The 25306-nt window shown below is 61.4% G+C and carries 24 protein-coding genes and 3 tRNA genes; 15 read left to right on the top strand and 12 right to left on the bottom strand.

Features of this window, described 5'->3' with window-relative positions:
* Position 1 precedes the first annotated feature (1 nt).
* The 4 genes from ACTJKM_RS06005 to ACTJKM_RS05990 all read left to right on the top strand — a co-directional run bounded on the left by ACTJKM_RS06005 (position 2) and on the right by ACTJKM_RS05990 (position 2169).
* Positions 2-502 (top strand): GNAT family N-acetyltransferase, encoded by a 501-nt coding sequence (locus tag ACTJKM_RS06005; protein WP_058329332.1) that lies wholly within the window; start codon positions 2-4, stop codon positions 500-502.
* A 114-nt stretch (positions 503-616) separates the two neighbouring features.
* Positions 617-1087: a GNAT family N-acetyltransferase gene (locus tag ACTJKM_RS06000; RefSeq protein ID WP_093232281.1), complete on the top strand. Its 471-nt coding sequence runs from the start codon at positions 617-619 to the stop codon at positions 1085-1087.
* A gap of 108 nt (positions 1088-1195) precedes the next feature.
* Complete coding sequence (locus tag ACTJKM_RS05995) at positions 1196-1591, top strand: NADH:ubiquinone oxidoreductase subunit NDUFA12 (protein WP_057252270.1); 396 nt, start codon at positions 1196-1198, stop codon at positions 1589-1591.
* 125 nt (positions 1592-1716) lie between these two features.
* On the top strand, positions 1717-2169 hold the full coding sequence (locus ACTJKM_RS05990) for a DUF2155 domain-containing protein (protein ID WP_057252269.1): 453 nt from the start codon (positions 1717-1719) through the stop codon (positions 2167-2169).
* A gap of 68 nt (positions 2170-2237) precedes the next feature.
* Here the strand turns inward: ACTJKM_RS05990 and ACTJKM_RS05985 are convergent, their stop codons facing one another.
* The 6 genes from ACTJKM_RS05985 to ACTJKM_RS05960 all read right to left on the bottom strand — a co-directional run bounded on the left by ACTJKM_RS05985 (position 2238) and on the right by ACTJKM_RS05960 (position 7112).
* Positions 2238-3167: a DUF2167 domain-containing protein gene (locus tag ACTJKM_RS05985; protein WP_057252861.1), complete on the bottom strand. Its 930-nt coding sequence runs from the start codon at positions 3165-3167 to the stop codon at positions 2238-2240.
* Positions 3168-3299: 132 nt separating this feature from the next.
* Positions 3300-3914 carry a leucyl/phenylalanyl-tRNA--protein transferase gene (aat, locus tag ACTJKM_RS05980; protein ID WP_057252268.1) on the bottom strand — a complete coding sequence of 205 codons (615 nt, stop codon included), beginning with the start codon at positions 3912-3914 and terminating at the stop codon, positions 3300-3302.
* Between the two features lie 10 nt (positions 3915-3924).
* Positions 3925-5268 (bottom strand): acetyl-CoA carboxylase biotin carboxylase subunit, encoded by a 1344-nt coding sequence (gene accC / locus ACTJKM_RS05975; RefSeq protein ID WP_057252267.1) that lies wholly within the window; start codon positions 5266-5268, stop codon positions 3925-3927.
* 12 nt (positions 5269-5280) lie between these two features.
* On the bottom strand, positions 5281-5766 hold the full coding sequence (accB, locus tag ACTJKM_RS05970; RefSeq protein ID WP_057252266.1) for an acetyl-CoA carboxylase biotin carboxyl carrier protein: 486 nt from the start codon (positions 5764-5766) through the stop codon (positions 5281-5283).
* 25 nt (positions 5767-5791) lie between these two features.
* Positions 5792-6238, bottom strand: a complete 447-nt coding sequence (aroQ, locus tag ACTJKM_RS05965) for a type II 3-dehydroquinate dehydratase (protein ID WP_058321467.1) — start codon at positions 6236-6238, stop codon at positions 5792-5794.
* Between the two features lie 106 nt (positions 6239-6344).
* A complete protein-coding gene (locus ACTJKM_RS05960) occupies positions 6345-7112 on the bottom strand; it encodes a DsbA family protein (RefSeq protein WP_058329331.1) in 768 nt (255 codons plus the stop codon).
* 234 nt (positions 7113-7346) lie between these two features.
* Between ACTJKM_RS05960 and ACTJKM_RS05955 the strand changes: the two genes are divergently transcribed.
* Positions 7347-8504, top strand: a complete 1158-nt coding sequence (locus tag ACTJKM_RS05955) for a pyridoxal phosphate-dependent aminotransferase (protein WP_110878287.1) — start codon at positions 7347-7349, stop codon at positions 8502-8504.
* A 169-nt stretch (positions 8505-8673) separates the two neighbouring features.
* Here ACTJKM_RS05955 and ACTJKM_RS05950 read toward each other — a convergent pair whose 3' ends face one another.
* Positions 8674-11481: an Rne/Rng family ribonuclease gene (locus ACTJKM_RS05950; protein WP_440660036.1), complete on the bottom strand. Its 2808-nt coding sequence runs from the start codon at positions 11479-11481 to the stop codon at positions 8674-8676.
* A gap of 778 nt (positions 11482-12259) precedes the next feature.
* On the opposite strand from ACTJKM_RS05950, the gene ACTJKM_RS05945 reads away from it, so the two are divergent.
* The 3 genes from ACTJKM_RS05945 to prfB all read left to right on the top strand — a co-directional run bounded on the left by ACTJKM_RS05945 (position 12260) and on the right by prfB (position 17489).
* Positions 12260-13471: an N-acetylmuramoyl-L-alanine amidase gene (locus ACTJKM_RS05945; RefSeq protein WP_440660034.1), complete on the top strand. Its 1212-nt coding sequence runs from the start codon at positions 12260-12262 to the stop codon at positions 13469-13471.
* Between the two features lie 336 nt (positions 13472-13807).
* Complete coding sequence (locus tag ACTJKM_RS05940) at positions 13808-16261, top strand: penicillin-binding protein 1A (RefSeq protein WP_058329328.1); 2454 nt, start codon at positions 13808-13810, stop codon at positions 16259-16261.
* 96 nt (positions 16262-16357) lie between these two features.
* Positions 16358-17489, top strand: a protein-coding gene (prfB, locus tag ACTJKM_RS05935) for a peptide chain release factor 2 (protein ID WP_113512925.1) whose coding sequence is annotated in 2 segments (ribosomal slippage) — positions 16358-16426 and positions 16428-17489 — 1131 coding nt in all. Because the reading frame shifts where the segments join, the coding sequence is not laid out codon by codon here.
* A 64-nt stretch (positions 17490-17553) separates the two neighbouring features.
* Here the strand turns inward: prfB and ACTJKM_RS05930 are convergent.
* Both ACTJKM_RS05930 and ACTJKM_RS05925 read right to left on the bottom strand, forming a co-directional pair.
* The gene (locus ACTJKM_RS05930; RefSeq protein ID WP_057252258.1) at positions 17554-18042 is read right to left on the bottom strand and encodes a hypothetical protein; all 489 of its coding nucleotides are present in this window, start codon (positions 18040-18042) and stop codon (positions 17554-17556) included.
* Between the two features lie 208 nt (positions 18043-18250).
* Positions 18251-19024, bottom strand: a complete 774-nt coding sequence (locus ACTJKM_RS05925) for an NAD kinase (RefSeq protein WP_058329326.1) — start codon at positions 19022-19024, stop codon at positions 18251-18253.
* 156 nt (positions 19025-19180) lie between these two features.
* Between ACTJKM_RS05925 and ACTJKM_RS05920 the strand changes: the two genes are divergently transcribed.
* Positions 19181-19256, top strand: a tRNA-Thr gene (locus ACTJKM_RS05920).
* A gap of 157 nt (positions 19257-19413) precedes the next feature.
* Entirely contained in the window at positions 19414-19656 is a 243-nt protein-coding gene (locus tag ACTJKM_RS05915) for a VOC family protein (protein WP_375293051.1), read from the top strand.
* Between the two features lie 19 nt (positions 19657-19675).
* Here the strand turns inward: ACTJKM_RS05915 and ACTJKM_RS05910 are convergent, their stop codons facing one another.
* A complete protein-coding gene (locus tag ACTJKM_RS05910; protein WP_057252255.1) occupies positions 19676-20617 on the bottom strand; it encodes a LysR family transcriptional regulator in 942 nt (313 codons plus the stop codon).
* A gap of 137 nt (positions 20618-20754) precedes the next feature.
* On the opposite strand from ACTJKM_RS05910, the gene ACTJKM_RS05905 reads away from it, so the two are divergent.
* Positions 20755-21375 (top strand): FMN-dependent NADH-azoreductase, encoded by a 621-nt coding sequence (locus ACTJKM_RS05905; RefSeq protein WP_057252254.1) that lies wholly within the window; start codon positions 20755-20757, stop codon positions 21373-21375.
* 130 nt (positions 21376-21505) lie between these two features.
* The gene (locus ACTJKM_RS05900) at positions 21506-21787 is read left to right on the top strand and encodes a hypothetical protein (RefSeq protein ID WP_058329461.1); all 282 of its coding nucleotides are present in this window, start codon (positions 21506-21508) and stop codon (positions 21785-21787) included.
* On the opposite strand, the gene ACTJKM_RS05895 is transcribed toward ACTJKM_RS05900, so the two are convergent.
* Entirely contained in the window at positions 21777-22493 is a 717-nt protein-coding gene (locus tag ACTJKM_RS05895; RefSeq protein WP_082663718.1) for an AprI/Inh family metalloprotease inhibitor, read from the bottom strand. The genes ACTJKM_RS05900 and ACTJKM_RS05895 overlap by 11 nt on opposite strands.
* A gap of 134 nt (positions 22494-22627) precedes the next feature.
* Positions 22628-23503 carry a TrmH family RNA methyltransferase gene (locus ACTJKM_RS05890; protein ID WP_057252252.1) on the bottom strand — a complete coding sequence of 292 codons (876 nt, stop codon included), beginning with the start codon at positions 23501-23503 and terminating at the stop codon, positions 22628-22630.
* Positions 23504-23721: 218 nt separating this feature from the next.
* Between ACTJKM_RS05890 and ACTJKM_RS05885 the strand changes: the two genes are divergently transcribed.
* From ACTJKM_RS05885 to tuf, 3 genes are all read left to right on the top strand, one after another.
* Positions 23722-23806 (top strand) — tRNA-Tyr (locus ACTJKM_RS05885).
* A gap of 23 nt (positions 23807-23829) precedes the next feature.
* Positions 23830-23903 (top strand) — tRNA-Gly (locus tag ACTJKM_RS05880).
* A 273-nt stretch (positions 23904-24176) separates the two neighbouring features.
* Positions 24177-25306 (top strand): elongation factor Tu (gene tuf / locus ACTJKM_RS05875; protein ID WP_058326272.1); only part of this gene is annotated, 1130 nt, incomplete at its 3' end.

Below are 25306 nucleotides of genomic sequence, written 5' to 3'. Positions count from 1 at the left end.
GATGTTCTTCGTGCGGACGGCCAGCGAGCGTGATCTCGAAAAGGTTCGCGCCCTGCTGGTCGGGACGTGGCATGCGACCTACGACACCTTCTATGGCGTCGAGAAGGTCAACGAACTGACGGAGCGCTGGCATTCGCTGCCGGCGCTGAAAGCGCGGGTCGCGCGCAAGAACGCCGAGTTCCTGGTCGCAGATGACGGTCGCCAGATCGGCGGCATGGGTTTTGCGGCCATGTCCGACACGCAAGCCAAGACTGCCGTGCTGCATCAGCTCTATGTGCTGCCGAAGTTCCAGCGGCAGGGCATCGGCCGCGACATCTTCGCCGAGCTCGAAACCTGCTTCCCGGATGCCGAGCGCATGCGCGTCGAAGTCGAGCCGCAGAACCTGCACGCGCTTGCCTTCTATCGAACGCATGGCTTCGCCGAGGTCGGTGAGACGGCCAACCATGGTGACGAGCAATCCGGTCTGCCGGCGATCATCCTGGAAAAGCGGCTTCTCGGCTAAGTGCAAGTCCTGGCAGCTCCCTGTGGATAACTTCATCGGGGGCGGCTCTGTCATGAAACCTTTGCACTGCAGTGCTTGGTCCGCCGTCGATGAACGAAGCGAGCCGAGGGAACCATGGACGCGATAGCCGAACTCTTGATCCGCAAGGCCGAGCGCGAAGATCTGTCCGCCATCGTGGCACTCTTTGCCGATGATCAGCTCGGTGGTCATGGCGATACGACCGCTCCGGAAGCCTTCGGAGACTACGTCGCCGCCTTCGAACAAATCGAAGCCTCGTCGCTGCAGACACTCTTTGTCGCGGTTCTTGCCCGGGAGATCGTCGGTACCTTTCAGACGGCGCTGCATACGTCGCTTTCCGGTCGCGGCAGCTCGAGCCTGATCGTCGAAGCGGTTCAGACGCGCGAGGATATGCGTGGCCGTGGGATCGGCGAACGCATGATGCGCCACGCGATCGCCGAGGCTCGCGACCGAGGAGCGAAGAAGGTCCGGCTGACGTCCAATGCTGTGCGCACCGACGCGCACCGTTTCTACGAGCGGCTCGGCTTCACGCGCAGTCACTTCGGCTTCCTCATGCCGTTGAAATGACGGCCTTTGCCTCGGAATCACTGGACAAGCCATGAGCGGCGGGGCATAAGCGGGAACATAGTTTTGGTATCTGGCCGCCTTCCCAACGGCCGGTCAAGGACGGCATCCATGAAGCTCCTGCTGCAGATTTTCACCTGGTGGAACGAACAGACGATCGGAACGCGCTTTCACACCTGGCGCCATGGTCAACGGGTCGGTCAAGACGAACTCGGCAATGTCTACTATCAGGGCGGCAAGGACTCAGAAGGCCGCACCCGCCGCTGGGTGATCTACAATGGCTATGCCGAAGCCTCCGCCATTCCGGCCGGCTGGCACGGCTGGATGCATCACCGGACCGACGTCTCGCCGGCCGATGAGAAATACACGCCGCGCGAATGGCAGAAGCCGCATCGCGCGAACCCGACCGGTACGGCCAGCGCCTACCGCCCGCAGGGCTCGATTGCAGCCACCGGCAAGCGTCCGCGCGTGACCGGCGACTACGACGCCTGGACGCCTGGCTCCTGAATAATCTGTTCTCAGAGACGACGACGGGCCGCGGAATAGGTTCCTCGATCACGGCGCGGCCACAATTGATGGTTAGCGCCTGAAATCCATCGACGATGAACAGGGCACGCGGGAGACAGGCGACAATGGCAGGTTCTGATCTGCGCAAAGCAATCGGCCAAGGAGCACGGCGGTTGGGCTTGTCCCTGCTTGCCGGTTTGCCGCTGATCGCCTCGGCGGGAGCCGTTGACGCGGCGCGCCTCTCCAATGCCGTCGCTGTCTTCTCCGGCATCGACAAGATCACCGGCCGCATCACCACCTTCGACGTCTATATTGGCGAGACGGTCCAGTTCGGCGCCCTCCAGGTGACGCCGCGCGTCTGCTACAGCCGCGATGATACCGAAGCGCAAAAGATCACGACCTTTGTCGAGGTCGAGGAGATCACGCTCGACCGCAAGATCCGCCGCATCTTTACAGGCTGGATGTTTGCCGATAGCCCGGGCCTGAACGCTGTGGAGCATCCGGTCTATGACGTCTGGCTGCAGTCCTGCAAGGCGACGTCCGATCTGCCGCCACCGGATACCGCGGCGAAGCAGTAATTCGCTGAGGCTGCCGGACATAAGAGCGGCAGCCTAACCCGTAATCGATGTACCTCATCACCTTGGCGCTATGCGCTTGGCGGTTCCTTGCGGCCCAACAGGCCCTTGAAGAAACGCATAGCCGCAGCACCTGCAATCACGACCAGCACGCCGCCCTTTTTCAGAAAGGCCAGCGCGACGGCAAGCAAGCCGGCCTTGGCAGCGACCTTGGCGCCGGCGCCGGCGGCAATAAGGCCCGCCATGCCATAGGCCGCGACGGCATCGCCCTCCTTAAAGTCTGCGTAAGCCTGCCCGGCGTCGAACTGCACCATGCCTGTAACACCCGGCAGTCCCGACTTGATTTCGTCGAGCTGCTCCAGCCCCGAAACGAAGTTCATCTGCAGCACGCCTTCTCTGCTGAGGATGCGAACAGAGTAGTTCAGGGTGTGGGGCGCGTTCGGATCCTTGCCGAAGATCAGGTCGCGTGCCCAATGCATCGTGTGCGTTGCCAGATCGTAATGGGGAGGGGAGGCCCAGCCGACCAGCGTTATTGGATCGTAGCCCTGCTTCTCGCGCTCGATGTTGTTTTCGGCAGACGCTTCCTTCAGCTGTGCCAGCAGTTCGGTAAAATCGGTGGTCAGCGCATCCGCATCCGAGACGTACCCGTCCTTCAGGTAATCGATGACCGATCCCCAGGCTTTGTCGGCGTCAGGCGCATACTTGGCGGGAAACACCATGCCGAGATGACCCTCGGCAGAGCCCGGAGGATTGCCCCACAGGTCGACAAGGACCTTCTTTGTGTCGGCAGGATCCAGGAAATAGAACTCCGCTGGAATATCGAGCTGCGCCTGGGCTGCGGGCAGCGAGACCTTGCCCTGCTTGAAATCAAGCGACCCGACGATGGCCGAGTACTCAGGCGACAGGTTCGGTTCGCTGCCGAACATCTCGCGATATGTCTTTGCTTCCGCAATGGCGCTGGAAGCCATGAAAACCGACAATGCCAATATAAACTTGTTCATCCATGTGCCCTCGAAAACGGTTGAACTGTGGATGAACATGTGAGCGAAGTACATCTCCAGGTGGAGATATCCAACGAAGAGTATCCAGAGCATCCCGCTCTCAAGTGGAATCACTGGAAGCGGGAAGACGCTCTAGAAGGAAAGGTCTGGCGAGTTCATCGCGTTGCCGAGCATGATCTCGTACTCGGCCTTCGGCACATCGACCGCACCGAAAGATTTCAGATGCTCGGTCGTGAATTGGGTGTCCAGCAGCTCAAAGCCTCGGGCACGCAGGCGCTGCACCAGATGCACAAGGCAGATCTTTGAGGCGTCGGTGCGCCTTGAAAACATGCTTTCGCCGAAAAATGCCGAGCCGAGCGAGACACCGTAGAGGCCGCCGACCAACAGGTCGTCCTCCCAGGCCTCGACGCTGTGGGCGTAACCCATCGTGTGCAGCGTTGCGTAGAGGGTGCGGATCTTGTTGTTGATCCAGGTCGTCGGGCGGTCAGGGGCCGGGGCGGCGCAGCCTTCCATCACTGCTTCGAAGGCGGTGTTGAAGCGGATGTCGAAGGGTTTTCGGCGGATCGTCTTGGCGAGGCTGCGGGAGACGTGAAAGTCCGTGAGCGGGATAACGCCGCGAATTTCGGGCTCGACCCAGAAAAGCTCGGGGTCATCGGCCGAATCGGCCATAGGGAACAGGCCGATCGAATAGGCGCGCAGCAGCATGTCCGGTGTAATGTCGGGCTGCTTGCTGCGCGTCCCTTTCAATGTACGGTCCTTACTCGGACGTGGCGGCCAGATGCTTTTCCAGCCAATGGATATCGTAGTCGCCGTTGGCAATATCCTGATTATTGATCAGGTCCTGGAACAACGGAAGCGTGGTCTTGATGCCATCGATGACAAATTCATCAAGCACACGGCGCAGACGCATCATGCATTCGACGCGGGTACGCCCGTGCACGATCAGCTTGCCGATCAGGCTGTCGTAGTACGGCGGGATACGGTAGCCCTGATAGGCGCCCGAATCGACACGTACGCCAAGACCGCCCGGAGCATGGAAATGCGTGATCGTGCCCGGGGAGGGGACGAAGGTGCGCGGATCCTCGGCGTTGATGCGGCATTCGATGGCGTGTCCGGAGAACACGATATCTTCCTGCTTGACCGAGAGGCCGCCGCCGGAGGCGACGCGGATCTGCTCGTGCACGAGGTCGATGCCGGTGATCGCTTCGGTGATCGGATGCTCGACCTGAAGACGGGTGTTCATTTCGATGAAATAGAACTCGCCGTTTTCGTAGAGGAACTCGATCGTGCCGGCGCCGCGGTACTTCAGCTTCTTCATCGCGTCGGCGCAGACCTGGCCGATCTTCATGCGCTGGTCGACGTTGAGGGCTGGGGAGTTTGCTTCTTCCCAAACCTTCTGGTGACGACGCTGCAGCGAGCAATCGCGTTCGCCGAGGTGCACCGCGTTGCCGGCACCATCGCCAACGATCTGGATCTCGATGTGGCGCGGCTTGCCGAGGTACTTTTCCATATAGACGGCGTCGTTGCCGAAGGCAGCAAGCGCTTCGGCGCGGGCAGTCGAGACGGCTTCTTCGAGGTCAGCCTCGGAGCGAGCGACCTTCATGCCGCGGCCACCGCCGCCGGCGGTTGCCTTGATCAGCACGGGGAAGCCGATCTTGCGGGCGACTTCAAGCGCGTTTTCCGGCTTCACTTCGCCATCGGAACCCGGAACGACCGGGATGCCAAGCTCCTGCGCCGTCTTCTTGGCGGTGATCTTGTCACCCATGATGCGGATGTGCTCCGCCGTCGGGCCGATGAAGGTGATGTCGTGCGCTTCCAGGATTTCGGCGAACTTGGCGTTTTCTGACAGGAAGCCGTAGCCCGGGTGCACGGCATCGGCGCCGGTGATTTCGCAGGCAGCGACGATCTGGTGAATGTTCAGATAGCTATCGCGCGAAGGCGGCGGGCCGATGCAGACGCTCTCGTCGGCGAGGCGCACATGCATGGCGTCGGCGTCGGCCGTGGAATGAACGGCAACCGTAGCAATGCCGAGCTCCTTGCAGGCCCGGAGCACGCGAAGGGCGATTTCGCCGCGATTGGCAATGAGAATTTTCGAGATCATCGCCGCGCCGCCTTATTCGATTACGATCAGCGGTTCGCCATATTCGACGGGGGCTGCGTCCTGGACGAAGATCTCGGTGACCTTGCCCGAGCGCGGAGCCGGGATCTGGTTCATCGTCTTCATGGCTTCGATGATCAGGATCGTCTGGCCTTCCTTGACGGTGGCGCCGACTTCAACGAAGGGGCGGGCGCCCGGTGCCGGAGACAGATAGGCGGTGCCGACCATCGGTGCGGTCACGGCGTTCTTTGATGCGCGGGCGCTCTCGGCGGCGGGAGCGGCGACAGCGTTTGCCGGGGCAACCGCTGCGGCTGCGGCAGGGAACTGGTAGGCCGGCATCTGCGGCATGGCCATCGGCATTGCAACCGGCGTGCCGTTGCGCGAGACGCGAATGCGCAAGTCGTCCTGCTCGACTTCGATCTCGGTCAGATCGGTGTCCTTGAGAATGTTGGCGAGATCGCGGATCAGCGCCTGGTCGATACCTGGTTTCTTGTCAGCCATGGAATATGAGCCTCTTGTGTTCTTTTTATTTCGACGGATGTGTCAGGTTCTTTAGCGCATGCAGCGCAAGAATGTAACTCTGGGCACCGAAGCCGCAGATGACACCTTTGACAGCCGGCGCGATCATCGACTTGTGACGGAATTCCTCGCGCGCATGGATGTTCGAGAGGTGGAGTTCGACGACTGGAATGCCGATGGCGCGGATGGCGTCGTGAAGTGCGATCGACGTGTGGCCGTAGGCCGCCGGATTGATCGCCACGCCGGCGGCGACGCTGCCGGCTTCATGCAGCCAGTCGACCAGCGTGCCCTCATGGTTCGATTGGCGGAAATCGACCTCGAAACCGAGCGTCTTGCCCTCCGCCTTGCACATGGCCTCGATATCGGCGAGCGTCTGGCCGCCATAAATACCCGGTTCGCGCTTGCCCAGCGCATTTAGGTTGGGGCCGTTCAGCACGAAAATGGTCGATGGCATAAGGGATTCCGGTCCGGTGATGGAGGGTTACCTATAGACTGATGGTCCCGCGAGGAAAAGCCCTTTGGGCCCCCGCGGGATTTGTCCACAGTCATGGGAAGGTTTGTCAGCAGGCCGTCTTGCCGCATTCGCGCATATTGGAGACCTTGCCCTCGATCTCTTCGGCGCCGACGGCCCCGAAGACGGCTTCGTTGCCGATGACATAGGACGGTGTGCCGGTGATGCCGAGGTCGTTGGCAAGCCCATAGGCCTCGCGCACGGCCGCATCATGCGGCTCCTTTTCCATCTTGGCGCGCAGGTCCTTCTCCGAGACGCCAAGCTTTGCGGCAACCGCAATTGCGGTCTCTTCCGTGGCGCGCTCTTCGCCGCCGAGAAGCGCACGATGGAAGTCGCCGTACTTTTCCGGAGCGACCAGGCGGAAGGCGGCGCTCACCTTATGGGCGGCAAGCGAGTCTGGGCCGAGGATCGGCAGTTCCTTTAGCACGAAACGGACGTTCTTGTCCTTGGCGAGGATGTCATCCATGTCGGAGAGGGCGCGTTTGCAATAGCCGCAATTGTAGTCATAGAACTCGACGATGGTGACGTCGCCCTTGGGATTGCCAAGGACCATGTCATAGTCGGAGCTGAAGATTGCCTTCTTGTTCTCGGTGATCGCGCTCTCGGCAGCTTCCTGCTGTTTGGCGCGCTGCTTCGTCGTCAGCGCCTCCTGGACTTCAAGCATGATCTCCGGATTGGCGATCAGGTACTCCTTGATGAAGGCGCCGATCTCTTGCTTCTGCTTCGCGTCGAGCGCAAACGCGCTTTGCGGCAGGCTGACCCCGGCCACGAGCGCTGCGAGCGTCCCGGCGGCAATCATCTTGGTGCTGAAATTCATTTCTACCTCGTTGTCCTTGCGTGTCCTGTGTGTCGTTCATCCCCCGTCGTCACGTCAACCGGCAGTTCTGAAAGACAACAGGAATCCTCGTATCCGCAATATGCTGGCAGCATAGGGTGGGTGCCGCGGAAACGAAACGGCAAAATCGGCGGAAATACGGCACTCGCGGACTTGTGAAGGTCAATTTCATCGGGCAAAGGGGCTGGAGAACAGCCGCTTATCGAGGATTTTCCGTTGGTAGACTTGTCAAAACGCAGCGCCGTCGAACCTTTTCACGCGATGGATGTGCTGGCGGAGGCGACCCGCCGCCGTGATGCCGGCCACCCGGTGATCTCTATGGCCGTCGGGCAGCCTGCCCACCCGGCGCCGCAGGCGGCTCTCGAAGCTGCGCGCAACGCACTCCAACATGGGCGCCTTGGCTATACCGACGCACTCGGCACTTTGTCGCTGCGAACCGCGATCGCCCGCCACTACGGGAAGCGCCACGGTATCGCGCTCGATCCGCAGCGGGTGGCAGTCACCACGGGATCGTCCGCCGGCTTCAATCTCGCCTTCCTTGCGCTGTTTGATCCTGGCGACTGCGTCGCCATCGCGCGGCCCGGCTATCCGGCCTACCGCAACATCCTCGCCGCTCTCGGCCTGACAGTAGTCGAGGTCGAGGCCAATGCCGAGACCGGCTTCACGCTGACGCCGGAGAGCCTGAAGCGGGCCGCTGCAAAGGTCGGCCGGCCGCTGAAGGGCGTATTGCTGGCAAGCCCGGCGAACCCGACCGGCACCGTGACGGGGCGGGCCGGCCTCAAAGCGCTGGCCGACTATTGCCGCGCGGAAAAGATCGCGTTCATTTCGGACGAGATCTATCACGGGCTGACCTTTGCCGGCGAGGAGGCGAGCGCGCTGGAGGTTACCGACGAAGTGATCGTCATCAACTCCTTCTCGAAATATTACTGCATGACCGGCTGGCGCATCGGTTGGATGGTGTTGCCGGCCGATAAGGTGCGGGGCTTCGAGCGCATCGCCCAGAGCCTATACATTTCGCCGCCGGAACTGTCGCAGATCGCCGCGGAAGCGGCGCTCGACGCGCATGAGGAACTCGACCGCTACAAGGCTGCCTATGCGGTCAATCGGGACATGCTGCTGAAGCGCCTACCGGAGATCGGCTTCTCGATCGCTTCGCCGATGGACGGTGCCTTCTATGCCTATGCGGATGTCAGCCGCTTTACCAATGACAGCATGGCCTTTGCCCGGCGGATGCTCGCCGAGATCAATGTCGCGGCAACGCCGGGTTTCGACTTCGATCCGTTGGAAGGGCATCGCACCATGCGCTTTTCCTATGCCGGCGCGGAGGCTGACATGGTCGAGGCAATGGAGCGGATAGCGCGCTGGCTTGCCTGATTGCCCGGCAGAATGGGCAGGGGAGCGAAGACGCCCCGTCTGCTGTGACGATCACCCGTAAAAGAAAAGGCCCGGAGCGATCCGGGCCTTTCTATTTATGATCTTTCGCGTCCAACGCTTCGGCGTCAGGATCCCGGTTCGGCTTCGAGCCGGGACCAGAAGCTTCTTCTTAGAAGAAGCCGCGGCGCTGCCACCAGCCGCCCTTCTTGGGCTTGGTCGGGTCTTCTTCTTCGCCTTCGGCCTTCGGAGAGCTCGAGGTCACGACAGGCTCCGAGGCGATCTTCGAAAGGTCGCGGTTCGCGCGTGCCGGCTTGGTTTCCGCGAGGTCGGCCGCAGCCTCTTCCACCGCCTCGGCGGCGACATCGACGCCTGCCGGCTGGTCTTCGATAACCGCCTGAGCGACTTCATCGACGGTTGCGACCGGTTCTTCGGCCTTTACCGCCTTCTTGCGGGTCCGCTTCGGCTTGGCCGGCTTGGCCTCGACAGCCTCGGCTTCCGCGACGACTGCCGCGGTTTCCTCGACGGCGACGGCTACTTCGATCTCTGCGGCAACGGCCGGCTCGTCTACGGCTTCGGGCTCGTCGGCGTCGTCACCTTCGGCATCGGCCTCGATCTGGCCTTCGCCTTCACCTTCGCCCTCCGGACGATTGCGGCGGCCACCGCGCTTGCCGCGGCGGCGACGCTTGCGCTTCTGCTCGCCGTCAGCGGTTGTGGCTTCGGCATCGACACCCTCGTCGTCCGCATCACCTTCGTCGGCGTCGTCATCGACATCGCCTGCCGCTTCGGACGCCTGGCCGACGGCACCTTCGGCCTGCTGGCCACCCTTGCCGCGACGGCGGCGACGGCGCTTGCGCTTGCGTCCACTCTGGTCGTCGGAGGATTGGGCAGCCTTCGGCTGCTCCTGGCGCGGCTCGCTGACGACTATTTCGGCTTCTTCTTCGTCGAGATCCTCTTCGATCACGACGTCTTCTTCTTCTTCTTCCGGCTCCGGCTGGAAGTGCAGGAGCTGCTCGATCTTGACCGGGTTTTCGACCGGTTCGCCGCGATCGATCGCGAAGTGCTGCGCGCCGACATGGGCGTCAGCCTCGATGATGATCGAGACGCCGAAGCGGGCTTCGTAGTCCATGATCGTGCCGCGCTTCTGGTTGAGCAGGTAGAGCGCGATATCCGGGATGGTGCGCACGGTAATGTCGTGCGTGGTGTTCTTCAGCAGATGTTCCTCGACGCCGCGCAGCACGTGCAGGGCGACGGAGGACTGCGAGCGAACATGACCCGTGCCGTTGCAGTGCGGGCACGTCTGCATCGTCGATTCGAGCACCGAGGCGCGAATGCGCTGACGCGACATTTCGAGCAGGCCGAAATGCGAGATGCGGCCGACCTGGATGCGGGCGCGATCGTTCTTCAGGCAGTCCTTCAGCTTCTTCTCGACGGCGCGGTTGTTGCGCTTTTCTTCCATGTCGATGAAGTCGATGACGACGAGGCCGGCAAGGTCGCGCAGGCGCAGCTGGCGCGCCACTTCTTCGGCAGCCTCCAGGTTCGTCTGCAGCGCCGTGTCTTCGATCGAGTGCTCGCGCGTCGAACGGCCGGAGTTGACGTCGATCGAAACCAGCGCTTCGGTCTGATTGATGATGATGTAGCCACCGGACTTCAACGTCACCTGCGGCTGCAGCATGCGGTCGAGCTGCGCTTCGATACCGGAGCGCGAGAAGATCGGATGCACGTCGCGATAGGGCTGAACCACCTTGGCGTGGCTCGGCATCAGCATCTTCATGAAGCCCTTGGCTTCCTTGTAACCTTCCTCGCCGGAAACGATGATCTCGCCGATATCCTTGTTGTAGAGATCGCGGATCGAGCGCTTGATCAGGCTGCCTTCCTCATAGACGAGGCAGGGGGCCGTGGAGTTCAGCGTCAGCGTGCGGACGTTTTCCCACAGGCGCATCAGGTATTCGAAGTCGCGCTTGATCTCGACCTTGGTGCGATTCGCACCCGCGGTACGCAGGATGACGCCCATGCCCTGCGGCACTTCGAGGCCGCGCGCGATTTCCTTCAGGCGCTTGCGGTCCTGCAGGTTGGTGATCTTGCGGGAGATGCCGCCGCCGCGTGCCGTGTTCGGCATCAGGACAGAGTAGCGGCCGGCCAGCGACAGGTAGGTCGTCAGCGCCGCGCCCTTATTGCCGCGCTCTTCCTTGGCAACCTGGACGAGCAGGATCTGGCGACGCTTGATGACTTCCTGAATGCGGTACTGCTTGCGCGGCTTGCGGACCTGGCGATCCGGAACCTCTTCCATGGCGTCTTCGGCGCCGACGGATTCGATGATTTCCTTTTCGCCATCGTGGCTGTCGTCATCATCGTCGTCGTCGTCATGGCGACGGCGGCTGTCGACGTCTTCGGAGATCGCGTCGGTATCGACCATCGCGGCCATTTCGCCGCCGTTGCTTTCGTCGCCATCGACGGAAGCGGCAGCCGCTTCTTCCGCAGCCTTGGCCTTGGTCTTGCGGGTGCGCTTCGGCTTTGCCTTGGGCTTTTCGGCCGGCACTTCCTCTTCGACCACCGGTTCGGCGGCGACGGCTTCTGCCGGCTGCGCCTCGACTTCGGTCTCCGCTACGACCTCGAGGTCGACGGGAACGGAAAGTTCGCTCGCCGGCGCCGGGGCGGTTTCGACATGTTCGATGTCGTCGTCGCGTCGCGCTTCTTCGGCTTCGGCCTTCAGCAGTGCCTGACGGTCGGCAAGCGGAATCTGGTAGTAGTCGGGGTGAATTTCGGCAAAGGCCAGAAATCCGTGGCGGTTACCGCCGTAGTCGACGAAGGCGGCCTGCAGCGAAGGCTCCACTCTGGTGACCTTCGCCAGATAGATATTGCCGCGGATTTGCTTCTTATGTTCCGACTCGAAGTCGAACTCTTCTATGCGGTTTCCGCGTACGACAACGACGCGCGTCTCCTCGGAGTGAGACGCATCGATAAGCATTTTCTCTGCCATCTAAGCTGTGCTCCTCGGCGCACCAGCGGAACGGGAGACAGACCTGCTTCCTTGGGAAGACTGCCAAACACGTCGGAAGGTGCGCCGGATATGAAAGTTCCTGTTTGGTGCAGGCGATGGTGCAGCAGCCAGACGACAGCCGGAACACCTGTGTCCCGGGGCCGCTCTACTTCTGACCGATACTGCTGAGTCAACATCAATGACCAAACAAGAATGCCAATGTCCAAGGTCTCATGAAGACCCGATGAATTCGCCCGCTTGCGGGCGTTGGTGAAAAATCACCATCAAGAACTCCGGCCACCGCCGGAAATTTGCGATCCAGTGTACGAGGAGGAAATGCAGCGACGGCGGATGAACACCTTGCGACCGCGGAAGTGCGATGCGTTTAACCGGTTGATCCGGTTCGACCACTCCCTGGCGCCAAGCTTTGGAGAAGCTCCGGCTGCCCGGTCGACTGTTCTATCCCGTCAACACTTTCTCCTTGTGACGCTTTTATGTTTTCTATGTCACATTGGCAAGGGAAAAGCCCGTGCCGCCACAATAATGATCGATTCGCTTGTCCACGTGGAGTAGGCCGGCAAATGATGAATCGATGGCGCCGGTGCGAGGCGGAAGATGACCTTTGTCAAGCTTTGGTTAACCATAAGGGTTCATTGATCAAGGTATGCGTTTGGTGGCCGCATCGGCCGCAGTCTGGTTTTGAGAAAGTGGCGGGGAGCCCAAGGTGAAGCCTTTGGCGGTTTGTATGCGCGGTTCGCTGTTGTCGTTGATGTCGCGGATGGGTTGGCGTTTGCTCGGTGCTTCGGTGCTCGTCGTCGGTCTCCTCCTGAGCGTGCCGGCTGCTCGTGCTGCCGAGCCGGGCCCGTTGCTCGCCTTTGGCGCGCGGATCGCCGGCGACGACGCGCGCACCCGGGTCGTCGTCGAGTTCGACCGCAAGCCGGATTTTTCCGTTCATTACGTGGCCGACCCCGTTCGCGTTGTCGTCGACCTGCCGGAAACAGCCTTCGGCCTGAAGGCGGACAGCCTCCAACCGCGCGGCCTGTTCGACGCGATCCGCTACGGCGGCATGGGCGCGGGCAATTCCCGTATCGTTCTTTCCGCGAAGGGGCCTGTTGCGGTAACCCATGCGGAGGTGATCGCGGAGGAGGGGGGCAAGGGCTACCGCCTGGTTATCGACGCCGAACGGGTCGACCAGACGCGCTTCGATGCGCTTCTCGGCGAACAGCAATGGACCGGTTCCGTCGCTGCGACGAAAACCGACAGACCTGTGGCCGTTGCGCCCACCAAGGACGGCGGTCCCTTCATCATCGCGATCGATGCCGGCCACGGCGGCATCGACACCGGTGCGCTTGCCGCCGAGACGAAGACGGAAGAGAAACACGTCACGCTGGCCTTTGCCAAGGATCTCGTCGAGGCCCTGAACAAGGGTGCCGGGATCGAGGCTTTTCTCACCCGCGACAAGGATGTTTTTCTCTCGCTGCCGCAGCGCGTGCAGATTGCCCGGAACAAGGGCGCCAATCTTTTCATCTCGCTCCATGCCGATGCGCTCCGCCAGAAGGACATCCGCGGCGCTACGGTCTATACTATCTCCGACAAGGCGTCGGACCATCTGGCCGCAAGCCTTGCCGCTCGCGAAAACCTTTCGGACGAAATCGCCGGCGTACCGCTTCAGAGCGAGCCCGCGGAGGTCGCCGATATCCTGATCGATTTGACCCGCCGCGAGACGCAGGCCTTTTCCGTCAACATGGCGCGCGCGGTGGTTTCTTCCTTCGAGGGCCGGATCAATCTCATCAACAACCCGCACCGCTTCGCCGGGTTCCGCGTGTTGCAGGCACCCGACGTGCCGTCGATCCTGCTGGAACTGGGCTTCCTGTCGAACAAGGAGGATGAGAAATTGCTGCTGGATCCGGAATGGCGCAAGAAGGTTTCGGAGCGTCTTGCCGTCGCGGTTCGGCGTTATCGCGAGCAGGCGGTTGCCAGCGGCGGCTGACGTTTGAAGGCATGCCCAGGAACGAAGTGATTTGTGTCGCCTTGGTAACAGCGTTATGCTTTTCAACTGGATGCGCACGCGATAATCGGAAACAGCCCTATTTTACGCACATTCCGGGACCTAACCGGAATTGCGCCCGGATTTGTTGAGAAACGAGTTGAAGCCCGGGGTTCCTCGCCATAAGAGGAGCCGGGCTTAGCGGGTTGCTGCGAAGCCAGACGATTTCTGACGGAAGAGTTTGGTCGGACTGACGCAATTAAGCCGGCGGGACAGAGCATGGACTGTCGCTCGGCGGTCCGGCAATTGAACGATAATTAAGGTACCGGTATCTGACTGATGATCAGGCTGATTGGATATTTCTTCGGGATTGGTGCGTTTCTGCTGCTTGGCGTGGCTGGAGCCGTGGCGCTTTATCTGGGCGTCGTCACCAAGGATCTACCGGACTACGAGGTGCTGGCGAAATACTCGCCGCCTGTAACGACGCGCTTTCATGCCGGCAATGGCGCGCTGATGGCGGAATATGCCCGCGAGCGGCGTCTCTATCTGCCGATCCAGGCGATTCCTGATCGCGTCAAGGCAGCCTTCATCTCGGCCGAAGACAAGAATTTCTATCAGCATCCGGGTGTCGATATCACCGGTCTCGCCCGCGCCATCGCGGTGAACCTGCAGAACTTCGGCTCCGGCCGCCGCCCGGTTGGGGCGTCGACGATCACGCAGCAGGTGGCAAAGAACTTCCTGCTGAGCTCGGACCAGACGATCGACCGCAAGGTCAAGGAAGCAATCCTTTCGTTCCGCATCGAGCAGGCCTACAGCAAGGACCGAATCCTTGAGCTCTATCTCAATGAGATCTTCTTCGGCCTGAATTCCTACGGTATTGCCGGTGCGGCGCTGACCTATTTCGACAAGTCGGTGACCGAGCTTACCATTGCCGAGACCGCCTATCTCGCAGCACTGCCGAAGGGACCGGCCAACTATCATCCGTTCCGCAAGACCGAAGCCGCCATCGAACGCCGCAACTGGGTGATCGACCGCATGGTCGAGAACGGCTATGTCACCAAGGCCGACGGCGAAGAAGCCAAGAAGCAGCCGCTCGGTGTCAACCCGCGCCGCGGCGGCGCGCATCTCTTCGCCTCCGATTTCTTCGCCGAGGAAGTCCGCCGGCAGATCATTCAGAAATATGGCGACAACGCGCTCTATGAGGGCGGCCTGTCGGTTCGCACCTCGCTCGATCCGCGTCTGCAGATCGCGGCCCGCAAGGCGCTGCAGGCGGGTCTGCTGACCTACGACGAGCGCCGCGGCTTCCATGGTCCGGTGAAGTCGATCGAGATCGGTGGCGATTGGGGTGAGCCGCTCGGCGCGGTCGTTGCCTTCAGCGATGTGCCGGAGTGGAAGCTCGCCGTTGTTCTCTCTGTCGACGCACAGGGCGCCGAGATCGGCATCCAGCCGGAGAAGGAAGCCTCGGGCAAGATCGTGGCCGAGCGCGTCACCGGACACATCTCCGCCAAGAACATGCAGTGGGCTTACCGTTCGGCGACTGGCGACCGCAAGTCGGCGAAATCCCCCGAAGGCGTTTTCGGTGCCGGCGACGTTGTCTACGTCGAGCCGCTCGCCGAAAAGGGCGAATATCGCCTGCGGCAGCCGCCGAAGGTGCAGGGTGGTCTCGTCGCGATGGATCCGCAGACCGGCCGCGTCCTGGCGATGGTCGGCGGCTTCTCCTATGGCCAGTCGGAATTCAACCGCGCAACGCAGGCGATGCGTCAGCCGGGTTCGTCCTTCAAGCCCTTCGTCTACGCCGCAGCACTCGACAACGGCTACACGCCGGCATCGGTCATCCTCGATGCCCCGATCGAAATCGTCGCGGGTGGCCAGGTCTGGCGTCCTGAAAACTATGGCGGCGGCTCCGCCGGTCCGTCGACGCTGCGCCTCGGCATCGAGAAATCGCGCAACCTGATGACGGTTCGCCTTGCCAATGACATGGGCATGAACCTGGTCGCCGAATATGCCGAACGCTTCGGCATTTACGACAAGATGCCGCCGCTGCTCGCGATGTCGCTGGGTTCCGGCGAAACGACGGTTCTGCGCATGGTCTCGGCCTATTCGGTGCTCGCCAACGGCGGCAAGCAGATCAAGCCGTCGCTGATCGACCGTATTCAGGACCGCTACGGCAAGACGATTTTCCGGCATGAGGACCGCACCTGCGACAACTGCAATGCGGGTGATTGGCAGAGCCAGGAAGAACCTGTCCTGACCGACAATCGCGAGCAGGTGCTCGACCCCATGACCTCCTACCAGATCACGTCGATGATGGAGGGCGTGGTGCTGCGCGGCACGGCCGCCGGCAAGATCAAACTCGATCGTCCGGTTGCCGGCAAGACCGGCACGACCAATGACGAAAAGGACGCCTGGTTCGTCGGCTACACGCCCGACATGGTTGCCGGCCTCTACCTCGGCTTCGACAATCCGGCCCCGCTCGGCCGCGGTGCCACCGGCGGCAGCCTCGCAGTGCCGATCTTCAACGACTTCATGCAGGAAGCCGTCAAGGACACCCGCCCGAGCAAGTTCGTTGTGCCCGAGGGCATGAGCATGGTCGCCGTCAACCGCAAGACCGGCATGGCCGCCCAAGAGGGTGAGCCGGACACGATCATCGAGGCCTTCAAGCCCGGCACCGGCCCGGCTGACACCTTCTCGGTCATCGGCGGGCTCGATCAATACGTGCCGCCAGAGGAAATCCTGAAGAACTCGCCGCAGGCGAACCAGGCGGTGACCTCGGGCTCCAACGGTCTGTTCTAAGCCTTTCCCCTCTCGCGATGCCCGCCGCCTTTACATCAGCGGCGGGCATCGCTATTTGACGCTCAATTTCATATCGGGTTCACAAGAAGCAGGATTATGCGCAGCGAAATCGAGAACATTGTCGACGAAATCAAGCAGGCCATAAGCCTGCTGAGGAGGCATCTTTGACTGGGATCAGGCGGTAAGACGACTGGACTGGTTGAACAACAAGGCGGAAGATCCGACCTTGTGGAACGATGCTTCGGAAGCACAGAAGCTGATGCGCGAGCGCCAGCAACTCGACGACGGCATCAATGGCCTGCGTCGTTTCGAGCAGCAGCTCAACGACAACATCGAACTCATCGAGCTCGGCGAGGAAGAGGGCGACGCGGCGATCATCGCGGATGCCGAACAGGCGCTGCGTGAACTGCGCAACGAAGCGGCCAAGAAGCAGGTCGAAGCCATGCTTTCTGGCGAGGCCGATCAGAACGACACCTATCTCGAAGTGCATTCCGGCGCCGGCGGCACCGAAAGCCAGGACTGGGCCAACATGCTTCTGCGCATGTACACCCGTTGGTCCGAGCGCCAGGGATACAAGGTCGAACTGATGGAAATTCAGGACGGCGAAGAGGCGGGCATCAAGTCGGCGACGCTGCTCGTCAAGGGCCATAATGCCTATGGCTGGCTGAAGACGGAATCGGGCGTTCACCGTCTGGTGCGCATCTCGCCCTATGACAGCAACGCGCGTCGCCACACCTCGTTCTCCTCGATCTGGGTCTATCCGGTCGTGGATGATTCGATCCAGATCGACATCAACGAGAGCGACTGCCGCATCGACACCTACCGCTCTTCGGGCGCCGGCGGCCAGCACGTCAATACGACCGACTCGGCCGTGCGTATCACGCATATGCCGTCCGGTATCGTCGTGCAGTGCCAGCAGGAGCGCTCACAGCACAAGAACCGGGCCAAGGCCTGGGATATGCTGCGTGCGCGTCTCTATGAGTCCGAGCTGAAGAAGCGCGAAGACGCGGCCAATGCCGAAGCCGCGTCGAAGACCGATATCGGCTGGGGTCACCAGATCCGCTCCTACGTGCTGCAGCCCTACCAGTTGGTCAAGGATCTGCGCACCGGCGTCGAAAGCACCGCACCGGGCGATGTGCTCGACGGCGAGCTCAACGAGTTCATGGAGGCGGCACTTGCGCACCGTGTCAGCGGTGGCGCGGATGCAGTCGTCGACGATTTGAACTAAGCGTCGTTGCGAGAGTTCTTGAATTGAAGAAGGCCGGGTGTTCGCATCCGGCCTTTTCTTTTGCTCAGTTCGAGGCGCGCTCGACCTTGATGTCGCCGAGATCATCGATGAGCACGGTCCAGGTCTCCGGTTCGCGGGCGGTCGGATCTGTCTTCAGATAGACGGTCGCGAACATGCCCGGCTGCGCGGTGACGCCGGTTGAGGTCTCCGGGCGAATGTCGGTGACATAGGCTTTGAGCGCCGAGAACTCTTCGAGCTCCGCCGAGGAAACCACCACCGGTCCGGCTGGCGTCGCTTCGATCTGCTGCAGATGGACCTGTGCCGTGCCATCCGTCTGGCGAAGCGCGATCAGCTTGTAGTAGCCGCGGCGGGCGTCGGTTTGCTTCTCGGCGGCCGCATTGGGATCGAGTGATGAAAGCGGCGCTCCGCTTTCCTCCCAGTAGCCGGTGCTCGTGACAAAGGTAGCCTGCGGCGGCACGACGTTGGCGTCCTCGGCCCTGGCGCCGGCGGTGCTCACGAACAGGAGAAGCGCGAGGAGGGCGGATCTTTGCATTGGGGATTGTCGTCCTTTCAAACCGCAGCTCCGCTGCCGCCTCGCTCCTACAGCGCCGCGCGTCTTTTCAGACGCGCAAAGGTCGCTGTAGCACTTTGAATTGCTGCATGTTTTTGTCCTTTAATCGGGTACGATTAAAGGAAACATGCATTAGCCGTCGGAAAACGAGCCATGGAGGATCATAACATACCGCACGGAGAACGTGCGTTCAGTTCGAAAATTGCTCGGCTAGGATGCGGTCCGACCAGGAATGATCGGGATCCGAGAGGATGCGCGCCGTCATGTTCTCCGATTCGGCGATCCGCACCTTGACCACCGACTTTACTTCCTGATGGTCCGCCACGGCGTTCACCGGCCGCTTGTCGGCTTCCAGGATTTCGATCTCGACCGTGACATGGTTCGGCAAGAGCGCGCCGCGCCAGCGGCGTGGACGGAAGGCGCTGACCGGCGTCATGGCCAGAAGCGGTGCTTCGAGTGGCAGGATCGGGCCGTGAGCGGAGAGGTTGTAGGCGGTGGAACCTGCTGGTGTCGCCACCAGCAGGCCGTCGCAGGTCAGCTCCTCGAGCCTTGTCTTCCCGTCGATGAGGACGCGAAGCTTTGCAGCCTGGTACGATTGGCGGAAGAGGTAGACTTCGTTGATCGCAAGCGCCATGAAGCTCTCGCCGTAGACGTCGGTCGTCTGCATCTCCAGCGGATGGAACGCGTTCTCGACTGCCTGGCAGATGCGGTCCGTCAGGTTCTCGGTGCTGTAGCGGTTCATCAGGAAGCCGACGGAGCCGCGGTTCATGCCGTAGACCAGTTTGCCGCTGTTCATGGTCTGGTGCAGCGTCTGCAGCATGAAGCCGTCACCGCCGAGCGCCACGATCACGTCGGCCTTCGCCGGATCGTTGTCACCATAGATCGCCTTGAGATCAGCCGCAGCCTTTTGCGCCTCCTCCGCAGAAGAGGCGAGGAAGGCGAAGGAATTGAACGTTCGGGCCATCAACTCTAGTCCGTTCGATGCGTTGCATGCCGCTTGCGGCGATCTCTGTCCATCGTTTCTGGCATGGCCCGAAGCCGAACGCATCTGAAAAATTGGGAGAATTCGCAATTTTGCTTTACACCGGATGAGATTATGGTAACTCCCACCGCAGCAAGTGCCCTTATAGCTCAGTTGGTAGAGCGGCTGATTTGTAATCAGTAGGTCGGGAGTTCGAGTCTCTCTGGGGGCACCACATCTGCCTTTTTCTGCTGAAATCGCGCATTTTTTGAAGCTTTAACCGCATTCGGATTTGAGACGCGGGGCGAAGCTGCGAATTGAGCAGTCAATCACGTTCAGCAAGGATCGCCATAAAAACGGGCGAGCCGATCCAGGTCGACGAACCGGAAACCGTGCACGGCCACCTCGCGGTCTTTCCAAAGGGTAGCGGCGCACGATTGATTCTCGATGCGGAAATATTCGCTCTCGGGAGGCCGCAGGATGCGCCGCTCTTTCATTTCGATACAGAAGATGTGGCTGCAGCACATCATCACGCGGTCGCCCTCGGTGTCGAGATCGTCACGCCGGTGCAATTCGAGCAATGGTTCACGATCCGCGACCCCGACGGCAATGTCTTGATGATTTGCCGGTGCTGAGCGGGACTGCCTCGCGATGTCAGATGTCGAACGAGGGGGCCATGCGCATCGGAACCTCCCGGCATTTCTGCAGGGCGTTGAGAAGGTTTTCGGCGAGATAGTCGATCAGCGCCCGGGTCGCCGGCAGCATGCCCTGGCGAGACGGGAAGACGAGGTGCACCACGACGTCGTTCGAGGTCCATTCCGGCAGCACCGGCACGAGCACGCCGGCGCGGAAGGCGCGCTCGCAGATATGGTCCGGCAACAGCGCCACGCCCATGCCTTCGATCGCGGCGCGTTCGAGGATCAGGAAGTCGCTGCAGCCGATGATCGGACGATGGGAGATTTCCGTCGTGTTTCCGTCGGATGAGACGAGCCGCCAGACGTCGGTCGGGTGTTGTTCGTTCATCGACAGCGTCGCCTGCTGGCTGAGGTTGTCGATTGTGATGTCGCCCGAGCGGGCAAGGAATGTCGGGCTGGCGGCGAGCCGCTCACGAACCTCGCCGAACTTGCGGATGATCAGCTGATTGTCGGTATCGAGCTGGCCGCGGGCGCGGAGCGCCACATCGATCCGTTCCTCGATCAGGTCGATGCGCCGGTTCGTGGCGGTGATCAGGAGCCGCACGCCGGGATAACGCCGGTGAAACGCCGGCAGGATATCCGCGAGCATCGGGGTGAAGCCGAGTGGGCAGGCGAGCCTGACGGTGCCCGAAGGTTCAGCCCGCACCGCCGCAATTTCGGCTTCGGCGGCCGCGACGCCGTCGAGCAGCCCCTGGCAATGTTCATAGAAAACCCGGCCGATGTCGGTGACACGCAGCTTGCGGGTCGAACGTTCAAGCAACCGCACGCCGAGCTGTTCCTCGAGGCGGGCCACATGTTTGCTGAGTTTGGATTTGGGTATATTGAGATCGCGTGCGGCAGCGCTGAAGCCGTTGTTGCGCACGACGGCGGCAAAGAGCCCGAGATCGTTCAGATCCTGCATTTTCCTGTCTCCGAGGTCCGGATGCTTTGCCCGATTGTTTCCGTCTGGAAACAGTATGTCAAATATCCACTGGCTTATCGGTCGATTGTTTTCCCCTCATATGTGGAGCACCGCAACGCAAACACAAAGGTGTTCCCATGAACGTTCTTCATATCGACTCTGGTATCCTCGGCGATCACTCGGTTTCCCGTCGCCTGACGGCGGCACTCGCCGCTCAGATCAAGGCTGACCGCCCGGATGCCACCGTAACCTATCGTGACCTCGCCGCCAGCTCGCTCCCGCATTTGACCGGCGCCCAGATCATGGCTCCCGCCGATCTCGCAGGCGTGGATGCCGACCTTGCCGCCGACGTCAAGCTTGGCCGCGACATGCTCGAAGAATTCCTGGCGGCCGACACGGTCGTCATCGGTGCCCCGATGTACAACTTTGGCATCCCGAGCCAGCTGAAAGCCTGGATCGACCGCATCGCCGTCTCCGGCAAGACGTTCCGCTACACCGAAAATGGTCCGGAAGGCCTCGCCAAGGGCAAGAAGATCATCGTCGCCTCGACCCGCGGCGGTCACTACTCCGCCGGCCCGGCCGCCGTCATGGACCACCAGGAATCCTACCTGAAGACGGTCTTCGGCTTCCTGGGCGTCACAGATGTGGAATTTGTCCGTGCCGAAGGTCTCAACCTCAGCGCCGATTCCAAGCAGTTTGCGATCGCTGAGGCTGAAAAGACCATCGCGGAAGGCAACGTCCTTCGCCTGGCGAGCTAACATATAGGTTCAGCGGGTCACTGACGTGATCCGGTGGAGGGGCCCAGGCCCTGCGTGCGGACGGTGCCGGTTGCAAACGCAGCCGGCATTGTCCGTTTTGGGATTTCACAATCTGCTTTATAATGCATCGATGGTGGACCGGCGGACAATTCTGTTGGGCGTGACCGCTGCGGTGGCTGCACTGCTCGCCGCCGACGCGGCGCGCGCACACAATTGCACGTGCCGCAACCGCGACGGTTCGAAATATGAGCTCGGACAGATCGCCTGCCTAAGGGTCGACGGCAACGTCTATATGGCGCGCTGCGAAATGAACCTCAACGTCTCCACCTGGAAGAAGCTGCGTGACGGCTGCCCGACGGCGGCCGGCATGAGCACGCCGCTGAGCCCTACGGAGCAATTGGTCAGTTTCTGACGAGGAGCAGCGGCTTGCCGCCCTCATTACGGTCTTTTTCGAAGCCGGAAGGTGTGGCGGTGAACGCGAGCGAGCTGCCGTCTTCGCCGAGCAGGGTTATGCCAAGGCCGTTCGCCGTCCAGATCTTCAGTTTCAATTTTCTGACGGCGCTATCGCATGGCTCTTCGACGGACAGTGCAAAATTGCCGTCACTGTCGGCAGCCTCCTTAAAGCGCACATGGCAGATGGCGGTTCCGCCCGGCCGTTTCATCTGCCACGCGCCTTTCATGTTTGCCGGCGCCGGCAGATGCGAGATGCCGTCCACCGCGGTTACGAGGGCCAGTCGAGGCCCGTCCTCGCCGTTCGTCAGGAGCGGGGATCCCTCGCTCTCTTCAAAGCGGGCATGGACTTTTCGCAGGACGTCGATCAGCAGCAGGCCGCCGTTCCCGTCGAAATTCCAGGCGGCGACGTCGGCAAGGGTTGGCACACTCTTGGCGCAACCCTCGGCTCCGGTAACTGCGTAGCCGCCGATCGCCTCATCGGCGGTGAGGGTGAGCTTGCATCCTTCGGCGCCATCGAGCGGCGCGACCAGATAGTCGCCCGCCTGCGCCGCGATGATCCCGGGATCGATGTCGCCGGCGGCGAAGGCGGTGTGTGAACCGAGGCAGACTGCACCCAGAACGAGCAGCCGAAACATAGGAACGCGTGACGCAACTGCGACAACCATGGAGCTCTCCGATCCCAACGCGCGGAGATTTCCACAGTCACATTTTCGCGTCAATGCGCCAGCCCTTGCAGCAGTGTGGGATGACGCCGTCGCCCGCTTGGTCGTCGCCATGGGCGGCCGGCTGCGCGTGGATGTCAGCGGTTCAGGAACTGGCGCGCGGCATACATGGCGATTGCTGCCGCGTTCGACACGTTCAGCGACTTGATCGCGCCCGGCATGTCGAGGCGGGCAAGGTCGGTCACGATCGAACGGGTCTTCTGCCGCAGTCCCTTGCCCTCGGAGCCGAGAACGAGCGCGATCTTCTCACCGCTGAATGTTCCTTCAAGCGGCTGCGGTCCTTCCGAATCGAGGCCGATCGTCTGGAAGCCCAGCCGATGGAGTTCTTCGATGGCATCCGCAAGATTGGTGATCTGGATATAGGGAATCATTTCCAGCGCGCCCGAGGCGGATTTGGCGAGAACGCCCGATTCGGTCGGGCTGTGGCGCATGGTGGTGATCAACGCACCGGCATCGAAGGCGACGGCGGAACGCATGATGGCGCCGACATTGTGCGGATCCGTCACTTGGTCGAGCACCAGAATCAGCGGGCAGTCGCGAAGCGCTTCGAGCTTGCGATGCGGCAAGGGGCGCGTCTCGAGCATCACGCCCTGGTGGATCGCATCGGGGCCGAGGATCTTGTCGAGATCCTGCGGCGTCACGGTTTCGACCGGGAAGGGCAGGGCCGAAAGCTCGTCGAGCTCCAATCTTGCAGCGGCGTTCGGCGTCACGCTGAGGCGAACGAACTGGCGCGCCGGATTGTCGAGGGCGGCGCGAACCGTATGCAGGCCGTAGAGCAGAACCTGCTCGGGCGCGAGCTGCGGTGGCTTCCAGTCGGCCGGCGCCTTGCGGCGCTTCTCCTGTTTTGGCGTTGGGATTTCGCCGCGTTCCCGCTTGGCGTCGCGGTGGGCGCGCCTGAGGTTGGCGTAATGGGTGTCCTTGGCGCTCTTGTCGCCGGTGTGATCTTTGCTCATGGGCGTCTTATAGAGGGGTTGCAGGCGTGGCGAAATGGTTTTCGATGAGCGGTCCGGAATTGTCGCTGTGGAGAAATTCGGAAATTTTCCACTGACCCGTGTTGACAGGAGGAAAGAGGGCGGTCATATACCCGGCCACAGATCGAGAGGCGGCAACGACGCGTCGCTGGTTGTCTCACGATCTCAAATGCTTGGTCGAAAGATCCCGACAGAATAATGGAGGGATGCCCGAGTGGTTAAAGGGGACGGACTGTAAATCCGTTGGCTCAGCCTACGTTGGTTCAAATCCAACTCCCTCCACCATTCTGCTTCTGGATCGAAGGCCCGCGGGTATAGCTCAATGGTAGAGCAGCAGCCTTCCAAGCTGAATACGCGGGTTCGATTCCCGCTACCCGCTCCAGCAGCGAACAGCCTCCTTATCCGAATTAATCCGATGCTCCAACGCTTCGCGGTAAGTCATTGTTTGTCTTGCTTGCGGAGCGATCCGTGATTCGCGCATGCCTGCCCTTGTGTCGGCGCTTCAGCGTTCTTACATATCGGCAGGAAAAGGCCGTCGGCGACCGGTCCGGGCGTACGCAATTAAGTCTTGCGCAAATCCCCTGAAACCCTTAAACGGCTCCACAAACCGGCCCTGCCGGCTGATCATTCATACTTGACCACAGGAAACGTACCCATGGCAAAGAGCAAATTTGAGCGCAACAAGCCGCACGTTAACATTGGCACGATTGGCCACGTTGACCATGGCAAGACGTCGCTGACCGCAGCGATCACGAAGTACTTCGGCGAGTTCAAGGCGTATGACCAGATCGACGCTGCGCCGGAAGAAAAGGCCCGTGGTATCACCATTTCGACGGCCCACGTTGAGTACGAGACGCCGAACCGTCACTACGCTCACGTTGACTGCCCCGGCCACGCCGACTACGTCAAGAACATGATCACCGGTGCTGCCCAGATGGACGGCGCGATCCTGGTTTGCTCGGCTGCTGACGGCCCGATGCCGCAGACCCGCGAGCACATCCTGCTCGCCCGCCAGGTTGGCGTTCCGGCAATCGTCGTGTTCCTCAACAAGGTCGACCAGGTTGACGACGCCGAGCTTCTCGAGCTCGTCGAACTCGAAGTTCGCGAACTTCTGTCGTCCTACGAATTCCCGGGCGACGACATTCCGATCATCAAGGGCTCGGCTCTTGCTGCTCTGGAAGATTCGGACAAGAAGATCGGCGAAGATGCGATCCGCGAGCTGATGGCCGCTGTTGACGCCTACATCCCGACGCCGGAGCGTCCGATCGACCAGCCGTTCCTGATGCCGATCGAAGACGTGTTCTCGATCTCGGGCCGTGGTACGGTTGTGACCGGTCGCGTTGAGCGCGGTATCGTCAAGGTCGGCGAAGAAGTTGAAATCGTCGGCATCCGCGACACGTCGAAGACGACGGTTACGGGCGTTGAAATGTTCCGCAAGCTGCTCGACCAGGGCCAGGCCGGCGACAACATCGGCGCGCTGATCCGTGGTGTTAACCGTGACGGCGTTGAGCGTGGCCAGATCCTGTGCAAGCCGGGTTCGGTCAAGCCGCACAAGAAGTTCATGGCCGAAGCCTACATCCTGACGAAGGAAGAAGGCGGCCGCCATACGCCGTTCTTCACGAACTACCGTCCGCAGTTCTACTTCCGCACGACGGACGTGACGGGCATCGTGACGCTGCCGGAAGGTACGGAAATGGTCATGCCGGGCGACAACGTCACCGTTGCCGTCGAGCTGATCGTTCCGATCGCGATGGAAGAAAAGCTGCGCTTCGCGATCCGCGAAGG

Origin of the sequence: Ensifer sp. 22460 (genome assembly GCF_052044935.1) — a bacterium.
Classification (GTDB): domain Bacteria; phylum Pseudomonadota; class Alphaproteobacteria; order Rhizobiales; family Rhizobiaceae; genus Ensifer.
The sequence above is the reverse complement of the archived record's forward strand: the minus strand, read 5'-3'. Positions and strand labels throughout refer to the sequence as shown.

Excerpts from the sequence above, each read along its gene's own strand:
- ACTJKM_RS05945 (WP_440660034.1), top strand. The coding sequence starts at position 12,260 with ATGGGTTGGCGTTTGCTCGGTGCTTCGGTGCTCGTCGTCGGTCTCCTC.
- accC (WP_057252267.1), bottom strand. The coding sequence starts at position 5,268 with ATGATCTCGAAAATTCTCATTGCCAATCGCGGCGAAATCGCCCTTCGC.
- ACTJKM_RS05940 (WP_058329328.1), top strand. The coding sequence starts at position 13,808 with ATGATCAGGCTGATTGGATATTTCTTCGGGATTGGTGCGTTTCTGCTG.
- ACTJKM_RS05985 (WP_057252861.1), bottom strand. The coding sequence starts at position 3,167 with ATGAACAAGTTTATATTGGCATTGTCGGTTTTCATGGCTTCCAGCGCC.
- ACTJKM_RS05900 (WP_058329461.1), top strand. The coding sequence starts at position 21,506 with ATGGTGGACCGGCGGACAATTCTGTTGGGCGTGACCGCTGCGGTGGCT.
- ACTJKM_RS06005 (WP_058329332.1), top strand. The coding sequence starts at position 2 with ATGTTCTTCGTGCGGACGGCCAGCGAGCGTGATCTCGAAAAGGTTCGC.
- ACTJKM_RS06000 (WP_093232281.1), top strand. The coding sequence starts at position 617 with ATGGACGCGATAGCCGAACTCTTGATCCGCAAGGCCGAGCGCGAAGAT.
- ACTJKM_RS05905 (WP_057252254.1), top strand. The coding sequence starts at position 20,755 with ATGAACGTTCTTCATATCGACTCTGGTATCCTCGGCGATCACTCGGTT.
- accB (WP_057252266.1), bottom strand. The coding sequence starts at position 5,766 with ATGGCTGACAAGAAACCAGGTATCGACCAGGCGCTGATCCGCGATCTC.
- ACTJKM_RS05960 (WP_058329331.1), bottom strand. The coding sequence starts at position 7,112 with ATGAATTTCAGCACCAAGATGATTGCCGCCGGGACGCTCGCAGCGCTC.
- aroQ (WP_058321467.1), bottom strand. The coding sequence starts at position 6,238 with ATGCCATCGACCATTTTCGTGCTGAACGGCCCCAACCTAAATGCGCTG.
- ACTJKM_RS05930 (WP_057252258.1), bottom strand. The coding sequence starts at position 18,042 with ATGCAAAGATCCGCCCTCCTCGCGCTTCTCCTGTTCGTGAGCACCGCC.
- ACTJKM_RS05925 (WP_058329326.1), bottom strand. The coding sequence starts at position 19,024 with ATGGCCCGAACGTTCAATTCCTTCGCCTTCCTCGCCTCTTCTGCGGAG.
- ACTJKM_RS05890 (WP_057252252.1), bottom strand. The coding sequence starts at position 23,503 with ATGAGCAAAGATCACACCGGCGACAAGAGCGCCAAGGACACCCATTAC.
- ACTJKM_RS05910 (WP_057252255.1), bottom strand. The coding sequence starts at position 20,617 with ATGCAGGATCTGAACGATCTCGGGCTCTTTGCCGCCGTCGTGCGCAAC.
- ACTJKM_RS05895 (WP_082663718.1), bottom strand. The coding sequence starts at position 22,493 with ATGGTTGTCGCAGTTGCGTCACGCGTTCCTATGTTTCGGCTGCTCGTT.
- ACTJKM_RS05990 (WP_057252269.1), top strand. The coding sequence starts at position 1,717 with ATGGCAGGTTCTGATCTGCGCAAAGCAATCGGCCAAGGAGCACGGCGG.
- ACTJKM_RS05995 (WP_057252270.1), top strand. The coding sequence starts at position 1,196 with ATGAAGCTCCTGCTGCAGATTTTCACCTGGTGGAACGAACAGACGATC.
- ACTJKM_RS05950 (WP_440660036.1), bottom strand. The coding sequence starts at position 11,481 with ATGGCAGAGAAAATGCTTATCGATGCGTCTCACTCCGAGGAGACGCGC.